We start from the raw sequence: 11,675 nt of genomic DNA, 5'->3' as shown, positions 1-11,675 counted from the left end.
CGAGAGCTGGAGCAAGAGACTGGGTACCGGGATGGCAAGTGGACTAATTATGGAAGACTGGCTCCACTACCCGGCCTTAGCCCGGTCTATATTCACCTATGGCTTGTGCAGCACGCTACTCCCGGGAAGGCGAAGCCAGAATCAGCAGAGCGAGATCTTCGTGTAGTACGTTTGTCTCTCCAGGAAGCTCTTCGGGCTGCCTACGGCAACGAGATTGGATGCGCTGCTAGCGCTGCCTTGGTGTTCGCCGTCGCGGGTGCGCTCACGGCATAGTTCCATCGGCAGCAGCGGCAGGCGACGAGCCGATCTGGAGGGGGTGCGGATGAATTGGCGCGACGTCTTCTATGTCAAGATTCAGGGCTGGGGTTTGAATGTTCAGGTTGGCATCGTCGCGCTCGTCATTGCATTTGCCATCGCGATCACTCTTATCAGTCTTGGAAGACGAGGCACCAGCTGGCGCCTCACTAAAGCCAACTTTCGCTTCGCTGGCATCGGTCAGATCGAGATTTGCCCCAACAACGAAGTGGCTCAGATCGCCCACACTGCATGGGTAGAGTTGCGATCTCGGAAAGCCGCCATTCCGTTCGATCCGGACCACGACGTCATAGTCGAAATGTACAACTCTTGGTACGATCTATTTCGCGCACTTCGAGAGTTAGCGAAGACCGTACCCCCTGACACCATGCGAGCAGGAGAAAGCGCCCCACTCCTCGCAGAGATCCTACTCAAGGCGTTGAACGACGGCTTACGGCCACACCTAACCTGCTGGCAGGCCAAATTCCGACGCTGGTATGACGCAAAGATCTCAGATCCATCTTCAGCCTCGATGTCGCCTCAAGAAGCTCAACGCCTATTCCCTGAATATGAAGCTCTTGTCACAGATCTCGTAAAGGTTAGCGAAGGTATGTCTCAGTTTACTGAGGAGCTTCGCAAGATCGCCCACGAGAGAACCCTAAGCCACTCAGCCGGAAGCGGTCTGGCCGAGGGAGCCCGAAAGTTGTGGAGGATGCTAAATGGCAACGTACGGCGAGATGAGACTAACGAGAATCGCCGAGGCCGCCGCCAGGAAAAGCAATGATCCAACTCGGCGAAAGTGCTTTATCTCATACCACCACGCCGACCAAGCCGAGGTAGAGGAGTTCGTCGAATCATTTGGGCACCTCTTCATCGCACGCATTATTGGCGTTTCCGACGAGGATGACTTCATCGACAGCAAAGACACTGATTATGTCATGGATTGCATCCGGGAGCGCTACCTGACAGATTCAACGGTGACGATTGTGCTAGTTGGGAAATGCACGTGGGCACGACGCTATGTTGACTGGGAAATTTATTCCACGCTCCGAAATAATAAGAACGACCGACGCAGTGGCCTTATGGGAATCACCCTTCCCTCCGTTGCGGGCACGAGCGTCACCCTTCCGCCTCGCCTAAGCGACAATGTCGATGGAGATAAGCTCTACGCTCGATGGTGGAAGTACCCATCCTCCGACTCGGCATTGCGCACTTGTATTGAGGATGCTTATGCGGCGCGAACGGCTAGAGCTCATTTGGTCGACAACAGCCGCGTCAGGAAGATCAACAGCTCTCCCTGTTAGGGAGTGCCGTCCCGTCTGCCGTCGACCCGCCCTCCTGGGGAGCCGGCCGCCGCCCGGCCCGCCACGTCAAGACGACCTTGACGCACGTACGGACGCTGGCGGGTCGGGCGGTGGTCTGCTCGGCTTGCCCGGGTCGACGGCAGGCGGGATGGCCTGCCGCAACCACCCACGGACCGCGACCCGCCGACGGTGCCCCGGCCATCCTGGAGCCGGAGCGCCCCCGCCGGAGGCGCAGTAACCGCAACCCCGCGACCGCCGCCAGCTCGCCGACGCGGTCGGCGTTCGCTTCCCTACGCCGCGCGGGCTCGTGGCCGCGCGGCCTGGCCGGCTGCCGGCCCACCACCACCCGGTTAACCGCGCTGTCGTGCTGCGGCGGCCCCTTGGGCTTTCCGCTTCCGCGCCAGCCGTCGGGCGTGTTGCGTGGCCGGAGTCGGAGCGCCAGCGGAGCGACGGACGCGCGCCCAGGCGGCGGCGCGTGCGGCCCGTTGCGGGCCGCCTTGAAGACGTACAGAAACTTTGAACCACTTCGCCGGCTGCCGGCCGGCCTCGTCTCGTGTCGTGGGCGAGCGGACACGGGATGGTGCGGCCTGGCGTCGCTCCGTACCCTGGCGGCATGGCTGCCCTCGTCGATGCCGCACGGGAAGTTGCGCGACACCTGCTTGAGACGCCGTTGCCCCGCCGGTGGAGTCACGTCCAGGCGGTCGCTGCCAAAGCGGACCAAATCAGTGTGGCCGTGCCGGTCGAGGATCGTGACGTGCTGGTCGCCTCGGCGTGGCTGCATGACGTGGGCTACAGCCCCGACCTGGTCGACACTGGCTTCCACTCCCTCGATGGTGGCCGCTGGCTACGGCGTGAGAGGTACGACGAGCGGATTGCCGCTCTGGTGGCTCACCACTCCTGTGCCTGGCTGGAAGCCGAGGAACGTGGGCTCGGCGAGGTCCTGGCCGCCGAGTTCCCTCGGGAGGAAACCGCGGTAACCGACGCTCTCTGCTTCTCGGACATGACGACCGGGCCGGATGGACAGGACTTCGAGGTTCTGGAACGGCTGGCGGAGATCCGGTCGCGGTACGGGCCGGAGCACCTGGTGACCCGGTTCATTAGTCGAGCAGAGCCGGAGATGGTCGCCGCCGTGCAGCGGACTCAGCGCCGGCTCGCCGGCAACGTTCAGCGTCAGCCGATATAGGGCTGCGCCTCGTTTTCGTAGCCGTGGGTGATGCGGAGCAGGGTTGACGGGTGGATGTCGTACGCGGCCAGCTCGTCGCGGGCGACCCACCGGACTTCGCGTGACTCGTCGCTCGGTGTCGGGCTCCCGTTGACGGGTAGGGCGCGGAAGCAGAGCGAGAACTGCTGCCGTACTTCGCCGTCTGAGTAGGCGACCACGTGGCCAGGGTCGGAGTAGACACCGACGATGCCGGTCACCTCCACCGTGATGCCGGTCTCCTCGTGGGTTTCCCGGACCGCTGTCTCTGTGACTGACTCGCCGATCTCCTGCCCACCGCCAGGTAGGGACCACAGCCCGTTGTCGGTGCGCTGGATGAGCAGCACCCGCCCTTGCTCGTCTCGAACGAAGACGGAGACGGCCACGACGATGCTGTTGGCCTTCGGCGCGTTCGGGTCGTGGTAGTGCTCGGTCCTCGCCATGGATCTAGGCTGCCACGTCCCCGACCGGCTGCAACTTCGATGCGCGAACCACTCTGTCGAAGCTGTCGGAGTAGGTGCGGAACAGGTCTCCGCCGTTGAGCTTGCGTAGGTGCATCACGGGTGCGTGTGGTGCCGGGATCCCGAGTACGTGCATGTTTACGAGCATCTCCTCATCGAAGCGATAGATCGAGTTGTACAGCGTCGTGTCGTGGTAGAGCACCTTGACCTTGTCGACGCCTTTGAGCTGGTTGTAATACTGCTCAACCTGGCGGATTTTTGCGGCCATGACTCCGGGGCCGCCCTCCTCGACGCTTCTTCGTTCGATCGCGGCGCTGGTCGGGTCACCGAGCATGATGGTCACCTCGACCCCATCAACAGCCTTCTGACGCAAGGTGTCGATGAGTCTCGGGTCCTGTTCCACGAGGAACAAGCCGGCGTAGGCCAGGACGTCGATTCGCTGCTCGGCCCGTTCGATCAGTTGATGCCATAGGTCGTACGGCACCGATGAACGCCGGGAGTAGAGCCGGACCATCTCGCTCTGGCCGATTCTCGACGCCTTCTCCGGGGTCACTGCCTTCGGCCACAGGTAGGGCACGTCTTGTCGCACTATCGCCGCGATGGCGTGCTGGTGACGAGGGTACGGCGTGCGATCCTGCGTGATCCACCGTTCCACCGTCTTCGGGTCGACGCCGATTCGCTCGGCCACCGCGACCGGGGTGAGGCCGTTTCGCAGGATGGCATCGCGTAGCCGTTCGTTCGCCATCGAACCCTCCTCAAGGGACGACTAGGGACAAGTTCATGCTATCGAAGACGTCCTTTAGTCGTCCAGCTCATCTGATGGGTTGTCTCCTGGAATCGAGGATTCTCTTTCCCAGAGGCCACGAGCAAGAGTCCACCGGGGACAAGCTCAAACAAACTGGCCCGAGACACAGGAGGTCTGTAAGTGAAGCTGTACGTGGACACCAAGGCGAAGCAGGTGACGGTGTCGAAGGACCCGGAGCCGAAGAACGACCAGAACGGCAACCAGCGGTCGGAGAAGGGAACGGGCCGGCTCATGTGGTCCACCCAGGTCTTCGTTCTCGACGAGAACGGCGGTGAGGTCATCACCATCACCACGGCGGGTGAGAAGCCGGGCGTGATGGTGGGGCAGCTCATCGAGGTCGAGCAGTTGGAGGCCATCCCGTGGGCGACCAACGGGCGTAACGGCGTCGCGTTCCGTGCGATCTCGCTGAAGCCGAAGGCTGGTTCCTCGGCCAAGTAAGTCCTTCGCACAGCGTGCTGTGTGAAGCCTGCGGTGTCTCCTGAAGCGGCCTACGGTCCGCTGACCTGATCCACCTCGGTCCGGGAATGTTTCTGGCTCCTACATTCCTGGCCCTGGCAACCCGTGGTTGCCGTTCTCGAAATGTGGCGCGGGGTCGGTACTGGCTCCTACACCTGCCGGCCCCGCCTGCCCTCCAACCCGTTCGCCTCCAATTGTGGGGAGTGGTTGTCGTGCTCATTTCCGCTGTCGTGTTCGCCGTCGTCGCGGCGACCTTCTACGCCGGTCACCAGGTGGCCGATCACGTGTTCGGTCAGTCCGACAAGCAGGCCGCGCACAAGGCCGCGCCGGGATGGCATGGTTGGCGTCATCTGCTGGGCCACGTCGTGGCCTATCACGTCGTGGTGGTGGTCATGCTGGCCATCACCATCGCTGCCCTGGACTTGCCCGTTACCGCCGGTGGTCTTGCTGCCGGGTTGGGCTTCTCCGTGATCAGTCACGCGATCCTCGACCGGCGCTGGCCGGTGCGGTGGCTGCTGACCCACACCGGAAGCGGTGACTTCGCGGACCGTCAGGCCCCCATCTGCGGGATGTACCTGGCCGATCAGTCCCTCCACGCCGCGTGCCTGTGGGTGTCGTCCCTACTCATCGCCTGCCTCTGAACCCCACCACCGAAGGGAGCCCCATCGTGGGGAGGACCTACCTGTTCAGCGAGGACAGCAACGGCAACGTTCGTGAGGTCAAGGTCGACCCGAAGCACCTCGACAAGCAGATCCGCGAGGAACGCGCCGCCGGGCGCACCCCGACCGTCCTCGACGAGGACGAGCGCATCCGCTTCGGGCTGCTCGCCCGCAAGCTGCGCAACAACGGCTGACCGTCGGTCAGCGTCTCGGAAATCGAGCGCGGGGCCGGTACTGGCTCCTACACCTGCCGACCCCGGGCTCTCCAACCCATCCACCCCAACCAGGGAGGACGTGTCATGTCCAAGTCTAGCCCTCGCCGCCCCTTCGGCGGGAAGTCAACCGGAACGGTCACGGTCATCGAGGCCCGTGTCCATCGTTCCTGGGCTCGGAACGCCCGGATGGCGTTCGTCCTGACGGCGGTCATCGCCGGCATCTTGGCGGCCGTGGTCGCCTCGTCCTACATGCACCCGATCCTGGCCCTGTTCGTCGCCGTCGCTGTCGGCGTCCCCCTGGGCGGCATCGTGTGGGTGCTGGTCCGGATCTGGCCGGTGATCCGGCTGCTGTGGTGGTGGACCCCGGAAATCATCCTCGCCGGCCTACTCCTGACCGGCTGGGTCCAACTCGCCGCGAACACCCCGACCCTGGTGACCCTGCTCGTCGTCGCCCTGGTCGTCGGCATCCCGGCCGGCGTGACTCCGATCCGCCGCCGGCTGGTGGCGTGGGGATGGTGCCTCATCGTTCGGCATCGACTGCGGGTGTGCTTCGCACAGTTCATCATCGCCAACCAGTCCGGTTCGCTGCCGCTGATCCTGTGGGCCGTCCCGACCCCGGTCGGAGAACGCGTCTGGGTCTACCTGCGACCCGGGCTGTCGGTCAAGGATCTGGAATCGCGGTTGGACAAGATCGCCGTGACTTGCCACGCCTCCACCGTGCTCATCGAACGGGCATCGGACGGCAACTCCGCCTACGTGCGGTTCGACATCAAACGCCGCGAAGTCCTCACGGCGAACGTCGGTTCACCGCTGGTCGACGTGATCGACCCGGACACCCCCACCGTCGAGCAGGCACCCCCGGTGGTGCCAACCGCTCTGGACCTGCCCGACGTGCAGGCACCCACCATCACCCTCCCCAAACAGGGTGATCGGAAGCCGGCCAAGCCGGCCGCCACGACGGCCAACGGCACCAAGCCTGCGTCGGTGGATGCCGACGACGACGTCTCCGACTGGATCTAACCCACCCACTCACCCAACGGACGCGAGGAGCCATTCGGCTCGTTCGTGCGGCTTCTCGCGCCCACCAAACGCCCAAGGAGGGCACCTCATGTCCGTCGTTACGGAACCGGCTCCGGTGCCGGTGGGGCCTGGCCTGTCGATGTTCGACCCGATCTTCATCGGCATCGACGAGTTCGGCCAGCCCGTCTACATCACCCTCGCCTACCGCAACCTCCTCGCCGGAGGCGAACCCGGCGGAGGCAAATCCGGCCTCCTCAACTGCATCGCCGCCCACGCCGCCCTCAGCGTCGACTCCCGCCTTGTCCTCCTCGACGGGAAGCTTGTCGAGTTGGGGCAGTGGGAGGACTCCGCCGATGCGTTCATCGGCCCCGACATGCCCGCCGCCCTCGGCGTTCTCCGCCGGCTCCAGCTGGTGATGAACAACCGGTACGCGTGGCTGCGTGCCCACAACCGTCGCAAGCTCACCGCCGCCGACCGCCTGTCCGTCATCACCGTCCTGGTCGACGAAATCGCCTTCTACAGCGCCACCGTCGGCAGCAAGCAGGAACAGGAAGAGTTCGTCGCCCTCCTGCGCGACCTGGTCGCTCGGGGACGTGCCGCCGGCATCCCCGTTGTCGCCGCGACGCAGCGGCCGTCGTTCGACATCATCCCCACCTCGCTGCGGGACCTGTTCGGCTACCGGGCCGCGTTCCGCTGCACCACCCCCAACAGCTCCAACATCGTCCTCGGCCACGGATGGGCCGAGCAGGGCTACACGGCAACCGACATCGCCCCCACCAACCAGGGCGCGGCCTACCTCATCGCCGAAGGCGGCATCCCCCGCCGCATCAAGGTCGCCTACCTCACCGATGCCCAGATCGCCGGCATCGCCGACTACGCCGCCTGGATCCGCCGACCCGGCACCCCCATCACCCCGGCCGGCACTCCCGCTGATTGGGGAATGGCGGCATGACCACCCGCGAACGCGCCTACACGAAGGCCAGTAACCAGCGGGCCAACCAGTACACGGAGATCTGGGTCGTCGGCAATCCGGAAGACCTGGCCGTAATGATCCAGGCCGCCAGTGCCACGGGTCGGCTCGTCTACGTCTCCGCCCCACACCTGATGGGTGGCGACGACACCCGACACCGCCGCTACCTGCGGCTCCGCAACCGATAGCAGTCGACAGGACCAGGTCATCGCCTGGCAGCAGAGCTGGTCCTGCCGACCTCCACCAACAGCCCCGAAAGGACGTGGCTGCCATGAAGGCTACCCAAAACCCACCCACCGCAGTCCAGGTCACACCCGCTGACCTGCTGCGGATGGCTGCCCTCTACCTGCGCCGGCACGGCTGGCACCAGGGCACCTACTACCACCTGACCACCGACACCCCCACCCCGCCGGCATGTGCCGCCGGAGCCATCGGCATCGCCACCGCCGGCCACCGAGTGGAGCACTTCTCCCAACTCGCCCCGGACGCCCTGGGCGACTACCTCGCCGCACTCGCCGCGTTCGTCGACTATCTCGACACCACTGAACCGCTGTTCCTCGTCGACGACGACGGCTTCGTCATCGACGAACACACCTCCCCCTACTCGTGGAACGACGACCCGGCGCGTACCGCCGAGCAGGTCATCACCGCCCTTGAAACGGCCGCTGACGAGTGGGACCGCCTCCACACCACCGGAGGTGAGAACCGATGAACACCGTCAAGAAGTCCTTGACACCCCGCGTCCCCGCGCAGAAGCGGCGGGACGTCGTCGAGAACGACGAGTTCGCCGCGTTCGCTCGGCGCATCATCCGCGCCCACGGCCGCCGCGTCGCCACCGGAGACGTGGAAGCGCTCCGCGACCTGACCGCTCTCTCGGCGGTCATCGACCAGGCCATCACCGAAGCCGTCATCGGCCTGCGGGCCTTCGGCTACTCCTGGGCCGAGATCGGCTCCCGACTCGGCATCTCCCGACAGGCCGCCCAGCAGCGTTGGGGTGATCGGCCGTGACCGACTTCGCCGACCACATCGGCCTACGGGTCCGCTTCTACGACCCGCTCGGCACCCGCCACGGGTTCCCCACATTCCCCTACCAGATGGCCCCGACCGGACTGGCCACCCGCCGTCAACTCCGCGCCGCCGGCCTTCGTCCCGGCGGTCACGACCCGGTCGCCCAGATCCTCTGGCGACGCGGCAAGCGGATCGCCTACCTCTACCGCCTCGACCTCGCCGCACCCAAGCGCGTTGCCACGCCCGCCCAGCGGCAGGCCATCGCTAAGGCGTTGCGTGCCCGTCGGACCTGCCGGGACTGCGGACAGGTCAAGCCCTACTACATCCCCCGCCGCTACGGCTGCTGCCTCGACTGCCACGAAGGAGACTCCTGATGGACGTCCTGATCACCTTCGCCATCATCCTGCTCATCGGTGCCGCCATGGCCTACATGGGCGGTGTCCGATGAACCCTCAACCCACCACCGGCACCCGCATCGAAGGTGTCGTCCTGGTCCTCATCCTGCTCACCGTCGCCGGCTTCGCCGGAGCCGCCTCCTTCACCCACGTCAAAGACTGGACCCTCGCCAACTCCCCCGCTGGCACGGGTGAGTGGTTCGGCTGGGCCAACGCCGTCATCTCCGAACTCGTCCCCATCGCCTGCTTACTGACCATCCGCCGACGCCGCCGCACCGGCGCACCCATCGGCTACCCGCTGTTCCTACTCATCGCTGCCGCCAGTCTTTCGCTCGCCGCACAACTCGCGGTCGCCAAGCCCGGCGTCTCCGGCTGGCTCCTGTCCGCCGTACCCGCCCTCGCCTTCATGGCCCTGGTCAAACTCGTCCTCGCCCCCACCAAGGGCAGCACCACCCCGCCGTCGACGCCGGTCGAGCCGGTCGAGCGGGCCGAACCCATCCACGTCCAGGCCGCCGAACAGGCCACCACCGAACCGCCGGCCGCGATCACCGCATCCGACCCGACACCAGCACCGACCCCTCAACCGACCCCGGTCCCTACGGTCGAGCCGCTTCGTGCGCCGAAGCCTGTCACCGTGCCGGCTGTCGAGCCGGTCGACGTCCCCACTCACCTGCTGCCGATGGCCCGCTTCTCGGCCGTGCAGCACGAGCAGGCCACCGGACGACCCATCACCGCCGACGAGCTGGCCGACCGACTCGACATCACCCCCGCCACTGCGGGCCACCTGCTGACCACCCTGGCCGGTGGTGCCCGATGACCATTGTTCTCGTCGACGTCGAGCACGTCACCCACATCTGCCCCGCCGACCCGGAGCCGCATCCGTTCGACACCCGCCGCACGCTCGTGCACATCACCCCCGGCGGTCCCTGCCGGGCTCCGGTCACCATCCGCTGCGGCAACGTGACCACGCAAATTGCCTGTCACCGGCATGAGCCGGCCAAGCGCCAGTGCGGCGCCTGCCGCGTCATCGTGCGCGAACGCACCATCACCACCCGCCCCCACACCGGGATTGCGGCTTGATGGCGTCGACGCTGGACCTCACACCCCGTGCTTCGGCCCGGGGTGTGGGCTCGAACGCCGACACCACGCCCGTGTACGACTACACCGCCGCCGGCTCCGCCCTCCTGCGCGCCACCGGACCGGACTACTTCGGCTGGCTGGACCACGTCCGCGCCGCCGCCGGCTGCACCCGCCCGATCCGCCTCGCCGGCCAGCTCCTCACCGTCGAGCAATCCACGGGCCGGGTGGTGGAGCAGCGGCACACCGACGCCATGCCCGACGCGGCGATCTACACCGCCTGCGGTAACCGCCGCGCCACGGTGTGCCCGTCCTGCGCGCACACCTACCAACGCGACGCCTTCCAACTCCTACGCGCCGGCCTCGTCGGCGGCAAGGGCGTCCCGGAGACGGTCGCGCAGCATCCGGCGGTGTTCGCCACCTTCACCGCCCCCTCGTTCGGCACCGTCCACACCCGCGTCGTCCGCAAGCACACCTGCGGCAACCGGCGACGCTGCGACTGCCGGGCCGAACCCTGCCACGCCCGTCGCGATGTCGGCCTCTGTCCTCACGGTCGGCCGGCTGTGTGCTGGGCACGTCATGAGACTGGTGACGCGGTGCTCGGTCGGCCGTTGTGCCTGGATTGCTACGACCACGGCCACCAGGTCGTGTGGAACCTGTTCTCCGGGGAGCTGTGGCACCGCACCAAGCAAGCCGCGGAACGCTGGCTCGCCAAACTCGCCCGACGCCGGGGGATCCCCCGCGTCGAGATCGTCACCGCCTCCGGCAACATCCGCAAGATTGCTCCCGTGCGGCTCTCGCCGGGCAAGGTCGCGGAGTTGCAGGCGCGAGGAGCGGTGCACTTCCACGCCATCGCCCGCCTCGACGGCGTCCACCCCGACGACCCGACCGCCGTCATCCCACCCCCGGCAGGCTTCGGCGTCGGCGACCTGGTCGACGCCCTCCACCACGCCGCCGAACAGATCGCCTTCCACACCCCGACCCACCCCGACCGACCCGACGGATGGCAAATCGGATGGGGCGAGCAAGTCGACGTACGACCGATCACCGCCGACGGCGCTGGTGAGGTCACTGACGGCATGGTCGCCGGCTACCTAGCCAAGTACGCCACCAAAAGCACCGAGGCCACCGGGCACACCTCCACCCGCCTCACCGCCGATTCGATCGGGGACTACGCCGACCCTGACGGCGACCACACCGCCCGCCTCATCGACGCCTGCTGGCGAATCGGCCGACCCACCGGCACCCCCGTGCCCCTGTCTGAGCGGGCTCGTGACGACCGGCCCCGGCCCGGCTTCGTCCCGCGCTGGGAGTGCACCGACTGCGGCACCCACACCCGCTACGCCGCCTGCCCCACCTGCGTCGCCCACCGTCAAGCCGCCCTTGACACCGAACCCACGAAACCCGCCACCGGCAACCCGTACGCCCGGCTACGCCGATGGGCACACATGCTCGGCTTTGGCGGGCACTTCCTCACCAAAGGCCGCCGCTACTCGGTCACCTTCCAACTTCTGCGCGACACCCGCGTGAGCTTCCGGCGGCACGAGCACCACGACCAGGCCGACGAGCACCCCGGCGCGCTCCGCGCCGTCGACCACCTCGACGACGACACGACCCTGATCGTCGGCACCCTCACCTTCGCCGGCGTCGGCTGGCACACCACCGGAGACGCCCTCCTCGCCGCCACCGCCGCCGCCATGGCCCGCGAGCGACGCACCACCGGGCGCGAAGAACTCGCCCACGAACTCGGCACCACCCCGGCCGATACCGCGCCGGCTGCTGCTTGATCCCACCCCGCCGCACGAGGAAGGCC

17 protein-coding genes are annotated in these 11,675 nt (G+C 66.6%); 14 read left to right on the top strand and 3 right to left on the bottom strand.

From position 1 onward, the window contains the following. Positions 1-262: 262 nt before the first annotated feature. Positions 263-541: a hypothetical protein gene (locus tag O7624_RS23545; protein WP_282237295.1), complete on the bottom strand. Its 279-nt coding sequence runs from the start codon at positions 539-541 to the stop codon at positions 263-265. A gap of 472 nt (positions 542-1,013) precedes the next feature. Between O7624_RS23545 and O7624_RS23540 the strand changes: the two genes are divergently transcribed. Together O7624_RS23540 and O7624_RS23535 are read left to right on the top strand one after the other, a co-directional pair. Continuing rightward, positions 1,014-1,598, top strand: a complete 585-nt coding sequence (locus O7624_RS23540) for a TIR domain-containing protein (protein ID WP_282237294.1) — start codon at positions 1,014-1,016, stop codon at positions 1,596-1,598. A gap of 613 nt (positions 1,599-2,211) precedes the next feature. Continuing rightward, positions 2,212-2,781: an HD domain-containing protein gene (locus tag O7624_RS23535; protein WP_282237293.1), complete on the top strand. Its 570-nt coding sequence runs from the start codon at positions 2,212-2,214 to the stop codon at positions 2,779-2,781. Here the strand turns inward: O7624_RS23535 and O7624_RS23530 are convergent. Both O7624_RS23530 and O7624_RS23525 read right to left on the bottom strand, forming a co-directional pair. Then, the gene (locus O7624_RS23530) at positions 2,769-3,239 is read right to left on the bottom strand and encodes an NUDIX domain-containing protein (RefSeq protein WP_282237292.1); all 471 of its coding nucleotides are present in this window, start codon (positions 3,237-3,239) and stop codon (positions 2,769-2,771) included. The two genes, O7624_RS23535 and O7624_RS23530, sit on opposite strands and share 13 nt — an antisense overlap. A 4-nt stretch (positions 3,240-3,243) precedes the next feature. Continuing rightward, the gene (locus O7624_RS23525) at positions 3,244-4,002 is read right to left on the bottom strand and encodes an XRE family transcriptional regulator (RefSeq protein WP_282237291.1); all 759 of its coding nucleotides are present in this window, start codon (positions 4,000-4,002) and stop codon (positions 3,244-3,246) included. Between the two features lie 180 nt (positions 4,003-4,182). Between O7624_RS23525 and O7624_RS23520 the strand changes: the two genes are divergently transcribed. The 12 genes from O7624_RS23520 (at position 4,183) to O7624_RS23465 (ending at position 11,649) form a co-directional block, all read left to right on the top strand. Then, on the top strand, positions 4,183-4,500 hold the full coding sequence (locus O7624_RS23520) for a hypothetical protein (RefSeq protein ID WP_282237290.1): 318 nt from the start codon (positions 4,183-4,185) through the stop codon (positions 4,498-4,500). Between the two features lie 230 nt (positions 4,501-4,730). Beyond that, complete coding sequence (locus O7624_RS23515) at positions 4,731-5,159, top strand: DUF3307 domain-containing protein (protein ID WP_282237289.1); 429 nt, start codon at positions 4,731-4,733, stop codon at positions 5,157-5,159. Between the two features lie 26 nt (positions 5,160-5,185). Further along, positions 5,186-5,371, top strand: coding sequence for a hypothetical protein (locus O7624_RS23510; protein ID WP_282237288.1), 186 nt, complete (start codon positions 5,186-5,188; stop codon positions 5,369-5,371). Between the two features lie 105 nt (positions 5,372-5,476). After that, positions 5,477-6,412, top strand: coding sequence for a hypothetical protein (locus O7624_RS23505; protein WP_282237287.1), 936 nt, complete (start codon positions 5,477-5,479; stop codon positions 6,410-6,412). 88 nt (positions 6,413-6,500) lie between these two features. Then, positions 6,501-7,364: an FtsK/SpoIIIE domain-containing protein gene (locus tag O7624_RS23500; RefSeq protein WP_282237286.1), complete on the top strand. Its 864-nt coding sequence runs from the start codon at positions 6,501-6,503 to the stop codon at positions 7,362-7,364. Further along, on the top strand, positions 7,361-7,570 hold the full coding sequence (locus tag O7624_RS23495) for a hypothetical protein (RefSeq protein ID WP_282237285.1): 210 nt from the start codon (positions 7,361-7,363) through the stop codon (positions 7,568-7,570). Before O7624_RS23500 ends, O7624_RS23495 begins: the two co-directional genes overlap by 4 nt. A gap of 83 nt (positions 7,571-7,653) precedes the next feature. Then, the gene (locus tag O7624_RS23490) at positions 7,654-8,094 is read left to right on the top strand and encodes a hypothetical protein (protein ID WP_282236820.1); all 441 of its coding nucleotides are present in this window, start codon (positions 7,654-7,656) and stop codon (positions 8,092-8,094) included. Continuing rightward, entirely contained in the window at positions 8,091-8,390 is a 300-nt protein-coding gene (locus O7624_RS23485) for a hypothetical protein (protein WP_282236819.1), read from the top strand. Before O7624_RS23490 ends, O7624_RS23485 begins: the two co-directional genes overlap by 4 nt. Then, on the top strand, positions 8,387-8,764 hold the full coding sequence (locus tag O7624_RS23480; RefSeq protein ID WP_282236818.1) for an RRQRL motif-containing zinc-binding protein: 378 nt from the start codon (positions 8,387-8,389) through the stop codon (positions 8,762-8,764). The genes O7624_RS23485 and O7624_RS23480 overlap by 4 nt, the downstream gene beginning before the upstream one ends. Before the next feature lie 70 nt (positions 8,765-8,834). Continuing rightward, a complete protein-coding gene (locus O7624_RS23475) occupies positions 8,835-9,602 on the top strand; it encodes a hypothetical protein (protein WP_282237284.1) in 768 nt (255 codons plus the stop codon). Next, positions 9,599-9,865 (top strand): hypothetical protein, encoded by a 267-nt coding sequence (locus O7624_RS23470; RefSeq protein WP_282237283.1) that lies wholly within the window; start codon positions 9,599-9,601, stop codon positions 9,863-9,865. The genes O7624_RS23475 and O7624_RS23470 overlap by 4 nt, the downstream gene beginning before the upstream one ends. Further along, on the top strand, positions 9,865-11,649 hold the full coding sequence (locus O7624_RS23465; protein WP_282237282.1) for a replication initiator: 1,785 nt from the start codon (positions 9,865-9,867) through the stop codon (positions 11,647-11,649). The genes O7624_RS23470 and O7624_RS23465 overlap by 1 nt, the downstream gene beginning before the upstream one ends. Positions 11,650-11,675: the final 26 nt, after the last annotated feature.

Source organism: Verrucosispora sp. WMMD1129, assembly GCF_029581255.1.
GTDB classification, from domain to species: Bacteria; Actinomycetota; Actinomycetes; order Mycobacteriales; family Micromonosporaceae; genus Micromonospora; species Micromonospora sediminimaris.
This window is presented reverse-complemented; position numbering and strand designations above follow the sequence as displayed.